The following is an 18,817-nucleotide window of genomic DNA, read 5'->3' on the forward strand; positions in this document are numbered from 1 at the left end:
AGGTGATCGGATGGTGAGACGCGCGTCCCGGGACTCGTGGAATGCGCGTTGACATCGCTCGGGTGTTCGTTCATATCTCTCGGCATGTCGCACCGTCACGTCGCCTTCGATCGCGCCGCCATTGAGCTGGCGCTCATCGGCGTGACCCGGCACGCCGTCGCCGACATTCTCTGTAGCTGACGCTCCCCCTGGGCCCAGAGGCCCGGATGGTGCCCCGGCCCGAGCGCCCGTCGGCTTTCTCTGTTCCCTTGCCGCCGACGCCCTTCCGTGCCCGGGTGTTCTTCCCGTAGGCGCGGCTTTCCCCTTGCTGTTCCGGTTCTCCGTCCGCATTCCCGGACGTCGCCGCTCGCCGCTGCCTGCGCGGAATTCCCTTTTCCCCGCCCGCAGTTCTCCGAGAGGTCGTGGCGGGCGCCCCCGCCACGGGCGCCGCCCGGCAGGCCCTGCGGCGGCTCCGCACCCGCCCCGCCGCCCTCGTCTCCGCCGGAGTCCTCCTCCTGCTCGTCCTCCTCGCCCTCGCCGCGCCGCTGCTCGCCGCCCTGGAGGGCCAGGACTCGTACGCGTACCACGACGACCTCGTCGACTCGGCCCGCGGCGGCGTCCCGTACGGCCCCTTCGGCGGGGCGAGTGCCGACCACTGGCTCGGCGTCGAACCCGGCACCGGCCGCGACCTCTTCGTCCGGCTCCTCCACGGCGCCCGGATCTCCCTCCTCGTCGCCGTCGGCGCCACCGCCGTCCAGGTCGCCCTCGGTGTCGTCATCGGCCTCGCCGCCGGGCTCGGCAGCCGCTGGGTCGACGGCCTCCTCGGCCGGATCACCGACGTGCTCGTCGCCCTGCCCATGCTGGTCCTCGCCATCGCGCTGACCGCCGTCGCCCCCCCGGGACTTCCCCCGCCCGCTGCTGCTGATCCCGTCGACGGCGTCTCCCTCGCCGTCCACGCCGGCGAGACCCTGGGCGTCGTCGGCGAGTCAGGGAGCGGCAAGACCACCCTCGGCCGCATGCTCGTCCGGCTCCTCGACCCGACGGGCGGCCGACTCCGTTACGGGGGTACGGAGATCGGCGCCCTCTCGGAGCGGGAACTGCGCCCGTACCGCCGCGAGCTCCAGATGGTCTTCCAGGACCCCGTCGCCTCCCTCGACCCGCGCCGTTCCGTGGGCGAGTCCATCGCCGACGCTCCCCCTGCCTCCGGCGGGGGACCCCCAGCGCGGCGGGGGAGCGCGACGAGACCCGTATCCGCTCCCGGGCGCGCGAACTGCTCGACCGGGTGGGGCTCGAACCCGACCGGTACGAGGCCTACCCGCACGAGTTCAGCGGCGGCCAGCGCTGGGGGTCCCCCCGCCGCAGGCAGGGGGAGCGTCGGCATCGCCCGCGCGCTCGCCGCCGAGCCCCGGGTCGTCGTCTGCGACGAACCCGTCTCCGCGCTCGACGTCACGACCCAGGCCCAGGTGACCGCGCTGCTCGCCGAGCTCCAGGCCGAACTCGGCCTCGGGCTCGTCTTCATCGCCCACGACCTCGCCGTCGTCCGGCAGGTCAGCGACCGGGTCGCCGTCATGCGCGGCGGCCGGATCGTCGAACAGGGCACGGTCGAGGAGGTGTACGGCGCACCCCAGGACCCGTACACGCGCCGGCTGCTCGCCGCCGTCCCGTCCCTCGACCCGGTCCTCGCGGCCGAGCGCCGGGGGCGGCGCCAGGAACTGGCCGCTGCCTGACGCTCCGTAACCGATCCGCACCGTATCGCGACCGAACGCGACCGGGGTGGGAAAGTTACGTGCATTCACCCCTTCCGGTGGTGCGACGGACAACCGTCCATCGCACCACCGGTATCTCCGCTTACGTTCTTCCCGCTGCGAGTCGCCGGACCAACGGTGGCCGCCGTCAAGGGAGATCGGGGGTGTGCTCGTGCGGATCGGACTGCTCGCGGAGGGTGGCTACCCGTACGCCACCGGTGAGGCCGGACTCTGGTGCGAACGGCTCGTACACGGGCTCGGGCAGCACCAGTTCGACCTCTATGCCCTCGGCCCCACCGGCACCCACCGGCCCCTCCCCCCGAACGCCCGGCTCGTCCGCACGGGCGACCTGGGCGCCCTCGACGACACGGCCCCGGAGAAGCACGCACCGCAGAGCCCCGTCGAGCGGGCCGCCTTCGGCGCCGCCCGCGCCTCCCGCCGCGCCTACGGACGACGCGAGCGCCGCCGCTTCACCGAGGGCTTCCACGCCCTCGCCACCGGCCTCTGCGCCGAACACGACGAGACGTCCTTCGCCACCGGCCTCCACGCCCTCGCCGACCTCGCCCGCGACCACGGCGGACTGCCCGGAGCGCTCCGCTCCGACGACGCCGTCCGCATCCTCGAAGCCGCCTGCCGCGCCCCCGGCGCACGCCGGACCGCGGCCGCCGCCGGCCTCCCCGACCACCTCGCCTTCGCCGAGCACCTGGAGCGCGCCCTGCGCCCGCTCTCCCTCGACTGGTACGAGGAGGACGCGCTCGGCGCCGTCGACCTCTGCCACGCCACCGCCGGCGGCCCGGCCGCCCTCCCTGGCCTCCTGGCCAAACGCTTCTTCGGCACGCCGCTCCTCGTCACCGAGTACGGCGTCCAGCTCCGCGCCCACTACCTCTCGCCGGCCGCCGCCGACCGCTCCGCCCCCCTGCGCGCCCTCCTCGCCGCCCTCCACGGCCGGATCGCCGCCGAGATCTACGGACAGGCGACCCTCCTCACCCCCGGCAACGCCCACGCTCGCCGCTGGCAGGAGAAGTGCGGCGCCGGCCGCGACCGGATCCGCACCGTCCACCCCGGCCTGGCCGCCGACCGCTTCGCCGAGGTCGGCGAGGACGAGGAGAGCGGCGACCCGGCCACCCTCGTCTGGGTCGGCCGCGTGGAACCCGCCAAGGACCTCGTCGCCCTGCTGCACGCCTTCGCCGAGATCCGGGCCCGGCAGCCCGACGTCCGGCTGCGGATCGTCGCCGCGCCCGCCCCCGAGCCCGCCGCCGACGCGTACCTCACCCACTGCAAGGGCTTCGCCGCCCAGCTCTTCCCCGACGAGGCCGCCGGGGCGCACGCCGTCGGCGAGAACCCCGTCACCTTCGAGGAGCTCGGCGGACCCGAGGCGCCCACCCTGGAGGACACCTACGCCTCCGCCGCGGTCGTCGTCCTCTCCAGCGTCGTCGAGGGCTTCCCGACCAGCCTCGTCGAGGCGATGTTCTGCGCCCGCGCCACCGTCTCGACCGACGTCGGCGCGGTCGTCGAGGTCATCGGCGGCACCGGCCTCGTCGTCCCGCCGCGCAACCCGCGCGCGCTCGCCGACGCGTGCCTCGCGCTGCTGCGGGACCCCGAGCGCCGCCACCGTCTGGGCGCCGCGGCCCGCGCCCGCGCCCTCGAACTCTTCACCGTCGAACAGAACCTGGCCGCGTTCCGCGGCATCTACCTGGAGCTCCTCTCCCACGCGCCGGTGCGCCACCGCCCCGGGGACGGCGTGCCCTTCGCCCACCCGGCCGAGGCCCATGTGCCCGGCAGCTGGACGCACCAGGCCGTGACCGCGGGCACAGGAGCCCCCGATGCCTGAAGGAGGCACACCCATGCGCGGCCCCGCCGCCCCCACGAGCCCCGGAGCCTGGGACGCCCGCTCCGAAGCCCTCCTCGGCACTCCGGCCCTGACCGCCGCCGACGCCGCGTCCTTCGACCTCCCCGCCACCGGGGACCCGGTGGACGCGCCGGCCGCACCGGGCACGCCGGACACCGCACCGCCCGGGATAACCCCGGCCCCACCCTCGTACGAAGGAGCCGACCACCCCGACGCACCGGAGCGCGGACTCGCCTGGATGACCACGGCGGAGAAGTGGGCACCGGCGGAGAAGTGGGCACCGGCGGAGGAGCGGACGCCGGCGGAGGACCACACACAGGCGGAGTCCACCCTGGAGGCGGCGCACGCCCCGGAGGTCACGTCCACCCCGGCTGCCCGGCCCGTCTCCGAGGCCCCCGTGCCGGTCGGGGGGACGGGTGCGCCGGCGCCCGCCCTCTCGGCCTCACCTCCCCGGCCCCGGCGCGGCAACGCCGACCCCGTCAAGGTGCTCATGCACCGGCACCGGGAGCTGTGCGAGCGCGCCGTCGACCCGCTGGAGATCGCCGCGGGCCTCGAAGCGCAGGGGTTCACCGACCGGACCGCCGCCCGCTTCCGGCACCGGGACGTCTTCGCGCTCGCCGAGGAGCTGTACGTCCGCGTGCCCCGCGGCACCGGGACGCCCCCGGCCCCGGCGCCGGACGAGCGGCCCCGCGCCCCCTGGGCGCTCGCCGTCCTCGCGCCCGGCGCCGCCGCCGCGCTCGCCGGACTCGGGCTCACCCTCACCCACGGCTCCGTCCGCCTCGCCGTCGGCGCCGCCGGTGCCCTCGCGCTCACCGGGGCGCTCGTCGTCGCCGTCCGGCGCGGCCCGCTCCGCGCCCCCGGCGGCCGGACCGTGCCCGCCGCCCGCCTCTGGACGCTCTGGCTCCTCGCCTACGCGGTCGCCGGCGACGGGCTCCTGGGCCAGGTCCTGACGGGCGGTCCCGACGGGCCCTGGGACCTCGCCCCCGGCCCCCTCCTCGCCCTCGCGCTCGCCGTCGCCCCCGCCGCCTGGGGCGCCCATCTCTTCGCGAGCCGGGCCCGTCGCCGGATCGCCGACAGCCGGGGACTCGCGGACTTCGCCGCCGGCGCCCGGCCCCTGCTCCTCGGCACGGTGACGCTCCAGCTCCTCGCGCTCACCGCCCTCCTCGCCCTCACCGGATTCAGCCCGGGGGCCCTCGCCCTCGGCGCGCTCCTCCTTTTCGCCCGCCTCCTCACCGTGCACGGCTTCCCCGAGACGGCCTCCGCCGCCCTCGCCGCCGCCTGCGCCGCCGAGGCCCTCGCCCTCGCGAGCGTCCTCGCCTCCCGCATCCCCGCCCCCGGCTTCGACGCGCTCGCCGCCCCCGTGCGCGCCCTCGTCGACGCCGCGGGACCCGGGGCCGTACCCACCCTCGTCTGCGGCGCCGCCGCGCTCGGCCTGCTGGCCCACGCGACCGGCGCCCTCGCCCGGGCCTCGGCCCACACAGCCACCCCGTGAGCTCCCGAGCGAAGGCCCGGCGGCCCCCGCAGCCACCATCCCGCCGGCCCTCCCGCCAGGACCCCCCTCTCACCCGCGGAGCCGACGCCGCGGGCGTGCCCCGTCACCTCTCTCAAACCCCGCAAGGAGACCGAAGACCATGACCCCTCGATCCCAAGGACCGGCCGGTCGGCACGTAGGGGCCGCACGATGAGGGTGCTACTGCTCGGAGCCAACGGCTTCATCGGCCGCTTCGTCGCCGATCGGCTGCTCGCCGACCCGGCCGTCCACCTCACCGCCCTCGGCCGGGGCGACGACGCCGACGTCCGCTTCGACCTCGCCTCCGGCAGCCCGGGCGCGCTGACCCGCTTCCTCGACGCGGTCCACCCCGGGGTCGTCGTCAACTGCGCGGGCGCCACCCGCGGCGGCGCCCGCGACCTCATCCGGCACAACACCATCGCGGTCGCCACCGTCTGCGAGGCCCTGCGCCGCAGCGGCTGCGGCGCCCGGCTCGTGCAGGTCGGCTGCGCCTCGGAGTACGGCCCGAGCCAGCCCGGCTCCTCCACGGCCGAGGACGCCGTACCTCGCCCCGGCGGCCCGTACGGCGTGTCGAAGCTGGCCTCCACCGAGCTCGTCCTCGGCTCGGGCCTCGACGCCGTCGTCCTGCGGGTCTTCTCACCCGTCGGCCCCGGCACGCCCGCCGGCTCCCCGCTCGGCCGGCTCGCCGAGGCGATGCGCCGCGCCATGCAGGCCGGGGACGGCGAGCTCAAGCTCAGCGGACTCGGCGTGCAGCGGGACTTCGTCGACGTACGGGACGTCGCCAGGGCCGTCCACGCGGCCTCGCTCTCCGCCGCCCAGGGCGTCGTCAACATCGGCACAGGACGGGCCGTCCGGCTCCGGGACGCCGCCGCCGTGCTCGCCCGGGTCGCCGGCTACACCGGCAACCTCCACGAGCTGGACGCCCCGCACGGCATGCCGCAGCGCCCGATGATCGGCGCCCCCCGCACCGAGGGGACCATCGCCGACCAGCTGGCCGCCGCCCCCTACCCGTACCCCGACGGCTGCGGCCCCTGGCAGCAGGCCGACGTCAGGACCGCCCGCGACCGGCTCGGCTGGCGGCCCCGGATCAACCTGGAGGAGTCGCTCGCAGACATCTGGATGGAGGCGGCGTGTCGCATCTGACGACGGCCACGGCCACGGGGGCGGTCCAGGCGCTGGGGGTGGGCGTCCCCGGCTACGCCCACCCGCTGCTCGCCCCCGTCGAGTGGGCCGAGCTGACCCGCCCCGGGACGCCGCTGCACTGGGCCGTGCTCAACGTCTCCGACGGCCCGGGGAGCCGCCCCGACCCGCACTGTCTGGAGGCGGCGGGCAAGCTCCGCAACGCCGGGGTCCGAGTCCTCGGGCACCTGGACCTCGCCCACGGCTCCCGGCCCTTCGGGGAGCTGATCTCGGACGCCCACCACTTCCTCGACTGGTACAAGGTGGACGGCTTCTACCTGGACCGCGCCCCCTCGGACCGGGCCGACCTGGCCGGGACGCGGCGGCTCACGGCCACCCTGGAGGCCGTCCTCGGCGGCGAGGCTCACCTCGTCCTCGGGCACGGCACCCACCCCCATCCGGGGTACGCGGAGACCGCCGACCAGCTGGTCACCTTCTCCGGCGCCTGGACGGATTACCGCTGGTCACAGGTGGCGGAGTGGACCGCCGACTACGCGGAGGCGAAGTTCGTCCACCTCGTCCACGGCGTCCCGCGCACCCACCTCGACGAGGCGCTGCGGGTGGCCCGCTGGCAGGGGGCCGGGACGATCTTCTTCACCGACCGGACCGGGGCCCGGGGACAAAGCGCGCCATTCCACTCGCTGCCCGGCTACTGGGACGAAATCGTCTCGCGGATCGGACCGGGTGTCTCGGAATGAGGAGGGGCGTGGCAGTGTTACGGGGAGAACAACCGTACTGACATACCGACCACCGGAGTCCCCGTGTCGCTGCCACCCCTGGTCGAGCCGGCTGCCGAGCTCACCGTAGACGAGGTCCGCAGGTACTCCCGCCACCTGATCATCCCGGACGTCGGGATGGACGGGCAGAAGCGGCTGAAGAACGCCAAGGTGCTGTGTGTCGGCGCCGGTGGCCTCGGCTCGCCGGCGCTGATGTACCTGGCCGCCGCCGGCGTGGGCACGCTCGGCATCGTGGAGTTCGACGAGGTCGACGAGTCGAACCTCCAGCGCCAGATCATCCACAGCCAGGCCGACATCGGCCGCTCCAAGGCCGCCTCGGCGCGTGACAGCGTGCTCGGCATCAACCCGTACGTGAACGTGATCCTTCACGAGGAGCGGCTCGAGGCCGACAACGTGATGGACATCTTCAGCCAGTACGACCTGATCGTCGACGGCACGGACAACTTCGCCACGCGCTACCTGGTGAACGACGCGGCCGTGCTGCTGAACAAGCCGTACGTCTGGGGCTCCATCTACCGCTTCGACGGTCAGGCGTCCGTGTTCTGGTCCGAGCACGGCCCCTGCTACCGCTGCCTCTACCCGGAGCCCCCGCCGCCGGGCATGGTCCCGTCCTGCGCCGAGGGCGGCGTCCTGGGCGTGCTCTGCGCGTCCATCGGCTCCATCCAGGTCACCGAGGCCATCAAGCTCCTGGCCGGCGTGGGCGACCCGCTGGTCGGCCGCCTGATGATCTACGACGCCCTGGAGATGCAGTACCGCCAGGTCAAGGTCCGCAAGGACCCCGACTGCGCGGTCTGCGGCGAGAACCCGACCGTCACCGAGCTCATCGACTACGAGGCCTTCTGCGGCGTCGTGTCCGAGGAGGCCCAGGAGGCGGCGCTCGGCTCGACGATCACTCCCAAGCAGCTCAAGGAGTGGATCGACGAGGGCGAGAACATCGACATCATCGATGTCCGCGAGGTCAACGAGTACGAGATCGTCTCGATCCCCGGCGCGCGCCTGATCCCCAAGGGCGAGTTCCTGATGGGCACCGCCCTCCAGGACCTGCCGCAGGACAAGCGGATCGTCCTGCACTGCAAGACGGGTGTCCGCAGTGCGGAGGTCCTCGCGGTGCTCAAGTCCGCGGGCTTCGCCGACGCGGTCCACGTCGGCGGCGGCGTCATCGGCTGGGTCCACCAGGTCGAGCCGGAGAAGCCGGTCTACTGACCGATACGCGAAAGGGCCCGGACCTCGTCATGAGGTACGGGCCCTTCCGTCTGCCCTATCCGCAGGTCGTGCCGTACGCCGGGACCGTGCCCTTCACGAAGTACGCGTCGACCGTCCGCGTCACGCACGCCGAGGTCCCGTAGGCGCCGTGGCCCTCGCCCTTGTTCGTGACCAGCACGCCGACGCCGTCCCCGAGCTCCTTCGCCATCTTCTCCGCGCCCTCGTAGGGGGTCGCCGGGTCGCCGGTCGTGCCGACGACCAGGATCGGGGCCGCGCCCGGGGCGCTCGCCTCCGGGGTCGCCCGCTCGCCCTTCACCGGCCAGTTCGCGCACCAGCCGGCCGTGTCCCAGGCGAGGAACGCCCCGAAGACGGGGGAGAGGCCGCGGAACTCCGGGATCAGCGCCTTCGCCCGCGCCGCCGTCGGGCGCTCGCTGGAGTCGGCGCAGGAGATCGCCCGCTGGGAGTGCGACTGGGTCGCGTAGTGGCCCCGCGCGTCCCGGTCGTTGTAGGCGTCGGCGAGTTCGAGGAGGCTGCCGCCGCGGCCCTGCTCGGCCTCGGCCAGGGCCTGGGTGAGCACGGGCCAGTTGGACTGCCCGTACAGCGTGACCGCGATGCCCGTGAGCGCGAGGCCCTCGGTCAGCCGGCGCTCGCCGACGGCGAGCGGTTCGCGGTCCAGCTTCCGCAGCAGCCGCGCGATCCGCTCCGTCCCGGCCTTCGGGTCCTGACCGGTGCTCTTCAGGTAGTTGTCCAGGGCCCGCTGGAAGCCGATGGTCTGGTGGCGGGCGTGCCCGGTGGTGTCGGCGGTCGGGTCGACCACCGCGTCGAGGACGAACCGCCCCACGTTCTTCGGGAACAGATGGGCGTAGGTGCCGCCGAGCTGCGTCCCGTACGACATGCCGAAGTAGTGGAGCCTGTCGTCCCCGAGGACCTGCCGGACCAGGTCCAGGTCGCGGGCGGTGGCGGTGGTCGTGGTGTACGGGAGGACCGTGCCGGAGCGGCGGGCGCAGCCGGCGCCGAAGGCGGTGTTGTCCTTGAGGTACGCGGCCTCCTCGGCGGCCGTGTCCGGGGTGAGGTCCACCGAGGCCTCGGCGGCGGCCTGTTCGGCGTCGTCCCGGCAGACCACGCCGGCGCTGCCGCCCACGCCCCGGGGGTCGAACCCGACCAGGTCGTAGCGCTTGCCGAGCTTCGCGTAGGCCCGGGCCGCCCGGGGCAGGATGTCGACGCCGGAGGCGCCGGGGCCGCCGAAGTTGAAGAGGAGCGAGCCGATCCGGCCGCTCTTGTCGCCGGCCTCCTTGCGGATCAGCGCGACGGGGATCGTGGCGCCTTCGGGCTTCGCGTGGTCGAGGGGAACCCGTACGGTCGCGCAGCGCCACTCCGCGCCGGGCCGCTGCCCGCTCTCGGAGGCCTCGCAGCGCTTCCAGTCGGGGCGCTGGCCGGTGAGGGAGGCGGGGAGCGGGGGGAGCGCGGCGGCCGTCGACGGCTTGGTGCCGGTCGTGGCCGGCGGCGGCGTCGGGCTGGTGGCGGCGGACGGCTCCTTCGCGGTCGGCCCGCCGCCGCTCGCGCCGCTTCCGCCGCCCGTACAGCCCGCGACGAGCAGCCCGGTCACGGCGAGCACCGTCATGCGTACGCGTATGGACATGTGTTCCCCCAGGATCGCGGCAAGGCCGCCCATCCTAGGGGTACTGGCGCACAGGCTCACTTGCAGACGGTGCCCGAGGCCGGCAGCCTGCCCTCCAGGAGGTACGCGTCCACGGTCTTCTTCACGCACGCGTTGCCGCTGTTGTAGGCGCCGTGCCCCTCGCCCTCGTACGTCACCTCGACGCCGACGTCCTTGCCGAGCGCGTTCACCATCGCGCGCGTGCCCTCGTACGGCGTGGCCGGGTCCCCGGTGGTGCCGACGACCAGGATGGGCGCCGAGCCGGGCGCGGAGACGTCCGGGTGCTCCCAGGTGCCCGGCACCGGCCACTGCGAGCAGCTGGCGAGCGCCCAGCCCATGAAGTCGCCGAAGACGGGGGACGCCTCGCGGAACTTGTCGAGCCGCTCCTTCGCCTGGCCGAGGGTGTAGCGCTCCTTGAAGTCCACGCAGTTGATGGCGGCGTTCGCGGCCTGGATGTTGCTGTACGCGCCGGTCTCGCCGCGCCCGTTCATCGAGTCCGAGAGCGAGAGGAGCAGGGCGCCGTCGCCGCCGTCGGCCGCGTCGAGCCCCTGCTCCAGATAGGGCCAGTACTCCTTGGAGTACAGGGACTGCGCGATGCCGTTGGTGGCCTGTGTCTGGGTCAGCTCGCGGGTGCCGATGCCGGGGATCGGCTTCTTGTCGAGCGAGGCGAGGAGGTCGGTGACGAAGGACTCGACCTCGGCGACGCTCGCACCGGGCAGGGTGCATTCGTCGCCGCGGTCCACGCAGTCCTGGGCGAAGTTGTCGAGGGCGAGCTGGAAGCCCTTCGCCTGGGCGAGCGCGCCTTCCTCGACGCCCGCGTCGGGGTCGACGACGGCGTCCAGGACGGCCCGGCCCACGTTCTTCGGGAAGAGATGGGCGTAGACGCCGCCGAGTTCGGTGCCGTACGAGATGCCGAAGTAGTGGAGCTTGTCGTCCCCGAGGACCTGGCGCATCAGATCCAGGTCCCGGGCGGCGTTCTCGGTGCCGACGTGCGGGAGGGCCGCCCCCGCGTCCTTCTCGCACCCGGCCGCGTACGTCTTCTGCGCGTCCGACAGGGTCCGCTCCTCGGCCGCGTCGTCGGGCGTGAAGTCCAGGGCGTAGTAGGCGTCGAGCTCCTTGTCGGTGGCGCACTCGACGGGGTCGCTGCGGCCCACCCCGCGCGGGTCGAAGGAGACGAGGTCGTAGCGGGAGCGGAGGGACTCGTACTCCTTGGCGAAGCCCGGCAGGCCGGTGATGCCGGAGCCGCCGGGCCCGCCGAAGTTGAAGACGAGCGAGCCGATCCGGGCGCCGCCGGCACGGGCCCGGGCCCGGATGAGGGCCAGCTCGATGGTCTCGCCGGCCGGTGACGCCCAGTCCAGCGGCGCCTGGAGGAACGAGCACTCCCAGGCGGTGCCGCCGGGGAGCGGCGAGGGCGCGGTCCCGCCGCCCTCGGCGGCGGAGGGCGCCGTGCACGGGGCCCAGACCAGCTTCTGCGCCGTCAGCGCCGAGAGGCCGGCCGAGTCGGTCGGCTTCGTCGGTTCCGCCGAGGTCTCCGCGCCGTCCGAGCACCCGGCGGCGAGCAGCACGGTCGTGGCGGTGATCAGGGCGGCGCGCTGGGCGGCGGAGATCGGCATAGGCCCATCGTGGGCCGCCGTCCGGACCACCGCGCGGGGCGGGGGTCCGGACGGGTGGCAGGACACCCCGAGGGCTCCGCCGCCGGGCTCGCTACGGGCACGGGCTCGTCCGCCGGGCTCGTCACAAGCTCCGCCGCCGGGCTCGCTCGCTACAGCGCTTCGCGTTTCGTCAGCCAGTTGAAGCAGATCCAGCCGGGCAGCACCGGGATCCACAGGGTGAGCAGGCGGTACAGCAGCACCGCGGGCGTGGCGACCTCGATGGGCAGGCCGACGGCGACCAGACCGGCGATGAGCGCGCCCTCGACCGCGCCGACACCGCCCGGGGTCGGCGCCGCCGAACCCAGCGCGTTGCCCGCGAGGAAGACGACGGCCACGCTCGCGTAGCTGACCGAGTGGTCGCCGTGGCCGAAGGCCCGGATGGAGGCGTCCAGGCAGAACACGAACGCTGTGGTCAGGAGCAGCATTCCGCTGATGCCGGTGAGCAGCTTCAGCGGCCGCTGGAGGACGTCCAGCATGCGCGGCACCACACCGGCGAAGAGCGACCGCAGCCGCGTCGACACGAACTTGCGCATGAACGGGATGGCGGTCACCACCAAGACGATCACCGCGACCGTCAGCAGACCGGCGATGACCGTCCTCGACGGGCTGAACGACTGCGTCTTCTCCGTCCCCGTGAGATAGCCGAAGAGGAGCAGGAGCAGGATGTGCGCCCCGAGCCCGAAGAGCTGCGAGGCGCCGACGCTCGCCACCGCGAGCCCCGGCCGTACGCCCGCGCGCTGGAGGAAGCGGGTGTTGAGGGCGACGCCGCCGACCGCCGCCGGGGCGACGATCTTCACGAAGGAGCCGGCGACCTGCGCCACCACCGTCCGCCAGAACCCGACGCGCTCCGGGACGAAGCCCAGCAGGCTCATCGCCGCCGCCAGGTAGCTGAGCGCCGAGAACAGGACCGCGGTCGCCACCCACCGCCAGTCCGCCTCGCTGATCGTCGACAGCGGCGTACGGGCGATCTGGGACAGCAGGAAGTACGCGGCGACCGCGCCCGCGATCATGCTGACCAGGGTCCGCGGCTTGATCCGCTCCAGGCGGACCGGCTCCACCGGCGCCTGCGGGCGGATCAACAGGACCTGCTGCCGGATCTGCGCCAGCAGGTCCTCCTCACGGGCCTCGTCGAGCGCCGTGTCGAGGGCCCGCTTCTCGGCCTTCCTGTCCGCCTTCTTCTCGGCCTTCGTCTCGGACCGTACGGCGGTCTTGTCCGCCGTCCTGTCCGCCGCGGCCTCCTCCTTCGCCAGCTCCCGCTCGTGCTTGGCCGCCTCGGAGTCCGCGAGTACGGCCTCGCGCTCGCGGTGCGACCGCTCCCGCGCCAGTTTCCGCAGCGTCGCGCGCGTGGAGCGGCTCAGCGCGATCGGTTGGAGCAGCGGCATGCAGTCGGCGACGCTGTCCGGTCCGAGGACCTCCACGGCCGCCGCGACCGACCGCTCCGCCCCGACCCGCAGACCGAGGGTGGTGAGCAGCTGCGCGATGTCCATCCGCAGGATCAGGTCCCCGGCGGCGATCTCGCCGCCCCGCAGATCGGTCAGGAACACCCTGCCGGAACGATCCACCAGAATCGCGTCGCCCGCGAGCCTGCGGTGGGCGATCCGGCGCGACTGGAGCGCCCGCACCTGCCGCCAGGCGCCGCGTACCAGCTCGTCGGTGATCTCGTGGTCGTCGAGCGAGTCCAGGCTCCGGCCGCCGATGTGCTCGTACACGAGCATCACGGCGTCCGGGCCGAGCTCCGAGGTGGCGATCAGCTTCGGCGCGTTCGCCCCGGCGGCGATCGCCGCGTAGGCGAGGAGGGCCTCCTGCTCCAGGGCCTGACGCAGCGAGACGATCGACCGGCGGGTGGTGATCGTGCGCAGCGTGATCCGCCGCCACGCCCGGTAGAAGAAGCCGTGCGCCTGTTGCTCGCGGTCGACGACGGTGACGTCGAGCGGCCCCCCCTCCTCCAGGGTCACGATGTACCGGCGGCCCCGGTCGCCGATGTCCGAAGCGTCCGGCACGCCCTCGGCGCGCAGCGCCGTCACGGGGCGGAAGCCGACCCGGCGCAGGCCGGCGAGGAGGGTCTGGCCGGTGGGCCGGACGTTCGGGGAGCCGACGGCGTACAGCGTGCCGTAGGCCACGGTCCAGCCGATGAGCACGGTCAGGATGATGGAGAGCGCCGTGGTGTAGCCGGCCACCAGCATCGTGAACGCGTCGAGCAGCAGCACCGCCCAGAGCGACACCCGCCAGCGGGGTCTGCGGGCCATGCCGACGGCGGTCATGTACGCGATGACGGGGGCGAGGTAGTTGTGCACCGGGTCGGTGAGCCCGCCGCCGGACTGCGGCTGGGTCAGCGCGTCCTGGATCGTGCCGGGCGCCGCCTGGGCGACCCAGAGGTCGGTGGCGAGGGTGACGCCGTGCGCGAGGACGGCGGCGAGGACGCCGTCGGCGATCCGCAGGCCGTCGCGTTTGATCAGCCGCTCGATGGCGAAGGCGACCGGGACCAGGAGGACGGCGATGGAGGAGACGAGACCGGCGATCTTGACGAAGACGTCAGGGGCGCCGACGGCCCCCTTGTTGATGTCCTCCTCCAGGCCCGACGTCGTGGCGTGCGCGAAGGCGGCGACGGCGATGACGAGACCGATGGCCAGGAGACCGGCGAGCAGCCGCATCAGGTCCGAGGGCCGGTGGACGCGGGCGGCGAGCAGGGGTTCGTCCCCGGAGACCCGCTCGGGCACGTCGGCCTCGCCCTCCCCGGGCGGCTGGGTGTCCTGGCCCATCACCATGTCCGTCTCTGCATGCGCGTCGTGTCGTTCCCGCTCTTGTTCTCGATCGCGTTCTTTGTCGCGTTCTTGCTCTTGCTCTAGTTCGTGTATTTGTCGCTCTTGATCTCGTATCACCAGTCACCGCCCGGACGATGGTGGCACGAAGAGCCGCCGCGCGGAGGCAGCAGGGCCATGTCGGTGGGGTGAGGCAGGATGAGCCGGATGAGCATGGAGGAACCCGTGGGGGAGACCGGAGAACTGCCCGAGTACGCGGAGCGGGTGCTCGACGTCGCCGACGGGATTCCGCCCGGCCGGGTGATGACCTATGGCGACGTGGCCGAATGGCTGGGCGAGGGAGGGCCGCGTCAGGTCGGCCGCGTCATGGCCCTGTACGGAGGGACGGCGCCGTGGTGGCGCGTGGTCCGCGCGGACGGGACGCTGCTTCCCGGGCACGAGTCGCGGGCCCTCGCCCACTACCGCGCGGAGGGCACGCCGCTGCGCCAGGCGGGCCCGGCCGCCGAGGGACACGTACCGCGGATCGACATGCGGCGGGCGCGCTGGGACGGAACTCACACCTGAGGCCGGAGCGCCGGGGGGTGCGGTCCGGGTGGGCCCGGCGGGCCCGGAGGAGCGGACGCGGTACGGCCTGCGGCGCCGGATCCGGCACGGCGCGGGGCGGGGGAACCGGCGCGGAGTACGGCTCGGCGGCGGGCCGTTTCGCGTAACGTCGACGTTCGCGTCTTCCGCGGCGACGGCCGCCGCGCAGGGGCGTCTCATCCGCACCACCACATCCCCCAGGACCGGCGAACCACGTGAGCTCCTCCTCCACCACCCGGCACACGCCGCACCAGGGACAGCCGTACCCGGGTCCGGGCCGGCAGCGGACCCCGGGCGCGTACCGACTGGTGCGTACCGCGCCGGCCCCGCTGGATCCCCCTCAGCTGGACGCAGCCCAGCGGGAAGTGGTTGACCACACCGGCGGACCGCTCCTCGTCCTCGCCGGACCGGGCACGGGCAAGACGACGACCCTCGTCGAGTCGGTCGCCGCCCGCATGGAGCGGGGCGCCGACCCCGAACGCCTCCTCGTCCTCACCTTCAGCCGCAAGGCCGCCGTCGAACTCCGCGACCGCATGGCCACCCGGCTCGGCGGCCGCCGCCCGCCGCAGGCGACGACCTTCCACTCGTACTGCTACGCCCTGATCCGCGCCCACCAGGACGCCGAGCTCTTCGCCGAACCGCTGCGACTGCTGTCGGGACCCGAGCAGGACCTCGCCGTGCGCGAGCTGCTCGCCGGCCAGATCGACCTGGAGAAGGCGGGCCTCGGACGGGTCGGCTGGCCCGACGAGCTGCGCGCCTGCCTCACCACCCGAGGCTTCGCCGACGAGGTGCGGGCGGTCCTCGCGCGCTCCCGCGAGCTGGGCCTCGGCCCGGACGCGCTCGCCCGCTTCGCCGAGCGCGTCGGGCGACCGGACTGGAAGGCGGCGGCCGGCTTCCTCGCCGAGTACCTCGACGTCCTCGACCTCCAGGGCGTCCTCGACTACACGGAGCTCGTCCACCGGGCCGTCCTCCTCGCCGGGAGCGTCACCCTGCCCGCGTACGACGCGGTGTACGTCGACGAGTACCAGGACACCGACCCCGCGCAGGTCCGGCTCCTGCACGCGCTCACGGGGGGCGGCCGGGGGACGGTCGTCGCCTTCGGCGACCCGGACCAGTCGATCTACGCCTTCCGGGGCGCCGACGTGAACGGCATCCTCGACTTCCCGGCCGCCTTCGGCGGCGACGGCGGCGTGCAGGTCCTGCGCACCTCGCGGCGCGCGGGCGCGGAGCTGCTCGGGGCGACCCGGCTGCTCACCCAGCGGATGCCGCTGACCCGGCTCCCCGCCGCCAAGGTCCGGGCCCACCGGGAGCTCGCGGCGGCGCGGGACGGGGGCCGGGCGGAGGCGTACACCTATCCCACGGCCTCGGCGGAGGCCGAGAACATCGCCGACCTGCTGCGCCGGGCGCACCTGGAGGACGGCGTCCCCTGGCAGGACATGGCCGTCCTCACCCGAGCCGCCGCCTCCCTGCCCTCCCTCCGCCGGGCCCTCACCTCGGCGGGCGTCCCGGTCGAGACGGACGCCGCGGACACCCCCCTGCGCCACGAGCCGGCGGTCGCCCCCCTGCTCCTGGCCCTCCGAGCGGTGGCGAAACCGACAACGAACCCGACACCGACGCCGACGCCGGGCCTGGCCGGTGGCGAGCCCGCGCCTACGCCGGGCCTGGCCGGTGGCGAGCCCGCGCCGACGCCGGACCCGTCTGCGGGCGAGCCCGCACCCGGGGCCGCCCCTGTCGTGGGCGACCCCGCGCTCGGTCCCGCCCAGGTTGTGGGCATGCGTTCCGCCGGGGCTGGGGGTACCTCCCAGGCGGAGCTCTGGGGGAGGGTGGGCACAACCACCCACGGAGCCGCACCGTCGGCCCCCCACCCGCACCCCGCACCCGGGGCGGACCAGGTGGCGGGCGCCGAAGAGCCCCAGGAGGCCTCGGGGGCCCAGGAGGCTGAGGAGGCCCCGGGGGCCCAGGAGCCCGAGGAGGCCTCGGGGCCCCAGGCGGCGCCCCAGGCCGCCGCCGCCGGCTGGCTCGGCGTCGAGACCGCGCTCGAACTGCTCGCCTCCCCCCTCGCCGGTGTGGACCCCGCCGACCTGCGGAGACTCGGCCGCGCCCTCCGCGACGAGGAGCGGGCCGGCGGGAACAAGATCCCGCCCCCCTCCGACGTCCTGCTCGCCCGCGCCCTCGCCGAGCCCGAGCGTCTCGTCGCCCACGACCCCGCCTACGCCCGCGGAGCAAAGCGGCTCGGCGACCTCCTCCAGGAGACCCGTACGCTCCTCGCCGCCGGCGGCACCGCCGAGGAGGCCCTCTGGGTGCTCTGGAACGGCACCCCCTGGCCCGGGCGCCTGGAGCGCGCCGCCCTGCGCGGCGGCCCCGCCGGGCGCAACGCCGACCGGGACCTCGACGCCGTCTGCGCCCTCTTCGAGACCGCCGCCCGCGCCGAGGAGCGCGTCGGCGGCCGCGGTGTCCTCAACTTCCTCGAAGAGCTCGACGCCCAGGACATCGCCGCCGACACCCTCACCCGCCGCCACACCCGCCCCGACGCCGTCCGTCTCATGACCGCCCACCGCTCCAAGGGCCTCGAATGGAGCTTCGTCGTCGTCGCCGGCGTCCAGGAGGGCCTCTGGCCCGACCTGCGCCGCCGCGGGTCCCTCCTCGAAGCCGACCGCATCGGCCGCGACGGCCTCGCCGAGCCCCTCACCCCCGGCGCCCTCCTCGCCGAGGAGCGCCGCCTGTTCTACGTGGCCGCCACCCGCGCCCGCGACCGCCTCGTCGTCACCGCCGTGAAGGCGGCGGCGGAGGACGGCGACCGGCCCTCCCGCTTCCTCGCCGAGTTCGGCGTCGAGCCGAAGGACGTGCCCGGCCGCCCCCGCCGCCCCCTCGCCGTCTCGGCCCTGGTCGCCGAGCTCCGGGCGACGACCGTCGACCCCGCGGCCTCGCCCGCGCTCCGCGACGCCGCCGTCCACCGCCTCGCCTCCCTCGCCGCGCTCACCGACGAGGAGGGCCAGCCACTGGCGCCCGCCGCGCACCCGGACCGCTGGTGGGGGCTCTTCGAGCCGACGCACAGCACGGTGCCGCTGCGTGACCGCGACCTGCCCGTCGCCCTCTCGCCCAGCGCCCTGGAGAACCTCGCCACCACCTGCTCCCTCCAGTGGTTCCTGGGCCGCGAGGTCAAGGCCGCGGCCCCCGCCACCGCCGCCCAGGGCTTCGGCAACGTCGTGCACGTCCTCGCCGACGAGGTCGCCTCCGGTCGCACCCCGGCCGACCTCGACGTCCTCATGGCCCGCCTGGACTCCGTCTGGGACGCCCTCGCCTTCGACGCCCCCTGGAAATCGGCCCAGGAGAAGGCCCACGCGCGCGTGGCGCTCGAACGTTTCCTCCAGTGGCACGTCATGGACCGCGGCGGCCGCACCCCCGCCGCCTCCGAGCACGGCTTCGACGTGACCCTGGAGGCGGGGGAGTACGCGGTCCGCATCCGCGGCTCCATGGACCGCGTCGAGACCGACGAGCACGGCCGCGCCTACGTCGTCGACTTCAAGACCGGCAAGTCGGCCCCCACCAGGGACGAGGTCGCCCACCACCCGCAGCTCGCCGTCTACCAGCTCGCGGTCCGCGAGGGCGCCCTCGACGAGGTCTTCGACGGGAACCGTCCGGAGCCGGGCGGCGCCGAACTCGTACAGCTGCGACAGGCCGCGCCCAAGAAGGAGGGCGGGGACGCCCTGCCGAAGGTCCAGGCCCAGGAGGCACTGGAGGGGGAGTGGGTCGGCGACCTGCTCGCCACCGCCGCCGGCCGCGTCCTCGACGAACGCTTCACCCCCACGACCGGTCAGCACTGCACGAACTGCGCGTTCCGCGCCTCGTGCAGCGCCCAGCCCGAGGGCCGACAGATCGTCGAATGACGCTCTGTGTGGAGGGTCACGTTCCACCGCGTACATCTATTGTTCGCTCTCGCACGTCACTCTTCGCGGCGTCCCTCA

12 protein-coding genes are annotated in these 18,817 nt (G+C 74.5%); 9 read left to right on the top strand and 3 right to left on the bottom strand.

Translation table 11 applies throughout. The annotated features are described in order from the left end of the window. Nucleotides 1-84: 84 nt before the first annotated feature. The 7 genes from ACWFR1_RS22270 to moeZ all read left to right on the top strand — a co-directional run bounded on the left by ACWFR1_RS22270 (nucleotide 85) and on the right by moeZ (nucleotide 8,202). The gene (locus tag ACWFR1_RS22270; RefSeq protein ID WP_317598890.1) at nucleotides 85-180 is read left to right on the top strand and encodes an Ms4533A family Cys-rich leader peptide; all 96 of its coding nucleotides are present in this window, start codon (nucleotides 85-87) and stop codon (nucleotides 178-180) included. 221 nt (nucleotides 181-401) lie between these two features. Next, nucleotides 402-1,706, top strand: coding sequence for an ATP-binding cassette domain-containing protein (locus tag ACWFR1_RS22275; RefSeq protein WP_453553748.1), 1,305 nt, complete (start codon nucleotides 402-404; stop codon nucleotides 1,704-1,706). A gap of 190 nt (nucleotides 1,707-1,896) precedes the next feature. Then, nucleotides 1,897-3,555, top strand: coding sequence for a glycosyltransferase (locus ACWFR1_RS22280; protein WP_453553816.1), 1,659 nt, complete (start codon nucleotides 1,897-1,899; stop codon nucleotides 3,553-3,555). A gap of 13 nt (nucleotides 3,556-3,568) precedes the next feature. Further along, complete coding sequence (locus ACWFR1_RS22285; protein ID WP_453553749.1) at nucleotides 3,569-5,065, top strand: hypothetical protein; 1,497 nt, start codon at nucleotides 3,569-3,571, stop codon at nucleotides 5,063-5,065. 189 nt (nucleotides 5,066-5,254) lie between these two features. After that, on the top strand, nucleotides 5,255-6,226 hold the full coding sequence (locus tag ACWFR1_RS22290; protein WP_453553751.1) for an NAD-dependent epimerase/dehydratase family protein: 972 nt from the start codon (nucleotides 5,255-5,257) through the stop codon (nucleotides 6,224-6,226). Beyond that, nucleotides 6,214-6,960: a spherulation-specific family 4 protein gene (locus ACWFR1_RS22295; protein WP_453553753.1), complete on the top strand. Its 747-nt coding sequence runs from the start codon at nucleotides 6,214-6,216 to the stop codon at nucleotides 6,958-6,960. Before ACWFR1_RS22290 ends, ACWFR1_RS22295 begins: the two co-directional genes overlap by 13 nt. A gap of 63 nt (nucleotides 6,961-7,023) precedes the next feature. After that, entirely contained in the window at nucleotides 7,024-8,202 is a 1,179-nt protein-coding gene (moeZ, locus tag ACWFR1_RS22300; protein WP_453553755.1) for an adenylyltransferase/sulfurtransferase MoeZ, read from the top strand. A gap of 55 nt (nucleotides 8,203-8,257) precedes the next feature. Here moeZ and ACWFR1_RS22305 read toward each other — a convergent pair whose 3' ends face one another. The 3 genes from ACWFR1_RS22305 to ACWFR1_RS22315 all read right to left on the bottom strand — a co-directional run bounded on the left by ACWFR1_RS22305 (nucleotide 8,258) and on the right by ACWFR1_RS22315 (nucleotide 14,276). Further along, nucleotides 8,258-9,841, bottom strand: coding sequence for an alpha/beta hydrolase (locus ACWFR1_RS22305; protein WP_453553757.1), 1,584 nt, complete (start codon nucleotides 9,839-9,841; stop codon nucleotides 8,258-8,260). Nucleotides 9,842-9,897: 56 nt separating this feature from the next. Beyond that, nucleotides 9,898-11,472 carry an alpha/beta hydrolase gene (locus ACWFR1_RS22310; protein ID WP_453553759.1) on the bottom strand — a complete coding sequence of 525 codons (1,575 nt, stop codon included), beginning with the start codon at nucleotides 11,470-11,472 and terminating at the stop codon, nucleotides 9,898-9,900. A gap of 149 nt (nucleotides 11,473-11,621) precedes the next feature. Then, a complete protein-coding gene (locus ACWFR1_RS22315) occupies nucleotides 11,622-14,276 on the bottom strand; it encodes a flippase-like domain-containing protein (RefSeq protein ID WP_453553761.1) in 2,655 nt (884 codons plus the stop codon). Between the two features lie 192 nt (nucleotides 14,277-14,468). Between ACWFR1_RS22315 and ACWFR1_RS22320 the strand changes: the two genes are divergently transcribed. Beyond that, the gene (locus ACWFR1_RS22320; RefSeq protein WP_453553763.1) at nucleotides 14,469-14,834 is read left to right on the top strand and encodes an MGMT family protein; all 366 of its coding nucleotides are present in this window, start codon (nucleotides 14,469-14,471) and stop codon (nucleotides 14,832-14,834) included. A 233-nt stretch (nucleotides 14,835-15,067) separates the two neighbouring features. Continuing rightward, nucleotides 15,068-18,739, top strand: coding sequence for an ATP-dependent helicase (locus ACWFR1_RS22325; RefSeq protein WP_453553765.1), 3,672 nt, complete (start codon nucleotides 15,068-15,070; stop codon nucleotides 18,737-18,739). The last annotated feature ends 78 nt before the right edge of the window (nucleotides 18,740-18,817 follow it).

Source organism: Streptomyces sp. NPDC055103 (assembly GCF_053607625.1).

Excerpts from the sequence above, each read along its gene's own strand:
- ACWFR1_RS22320 (WP_453553763.1), top strand. The coding sequence starts at position 14,469 with ATGAGCCGGATGAGCATGGAGGAACCCGTGGGGGAGACCGGAGAACTG.
- ACWFR1_RS22315 (WP_453553761.1), bottom strand. The coding sequence starts at position 14,276 with ATGGTGATGGGCCAGGACACCCAGCCGCCCGGGGAGGGCGAGGCCGAC.
- ACWFR1_RS22270 (WP_317598890.1), top strand. The coding sequence starts at position 85 with ATGTCGCACCGTCACGTCGCCTTCGATCGCGCCGCCATTGAGCTGGCG.
- ACWFR1_RS22310 (WP_453553759.1), bottom strand. The coding sequence starts at position 11,472 with ATGCCGATCTCCGCCGCCCAGCGCGCCGCCCTGATCACCGCCACGACC.
- ACWFR1_RS22305 (WP_453553757.1), bottom strand. The coding sequence starts at position 9,841 with ATGTCCATACGCGTACGCATGACGGTGCTCGCCGTGACCGGGCTGCTC.
- ACWFR1_RS22290 (WP_453553751.1), top strand. The coding sequence starts at position 5,255 with ATGAGGGTGCTACTGCTCGGAGCCAACGGCTTCATCGGCCGCTTCGTC.
- ACWFR1_RS22285 (WP_453553749.1), top strand. The coding sequence starts at position 3,569 with ATGCGCGGCCCCGCCGCCCCCACGAGCCCCGGAGCCTGGGACGCCCGC.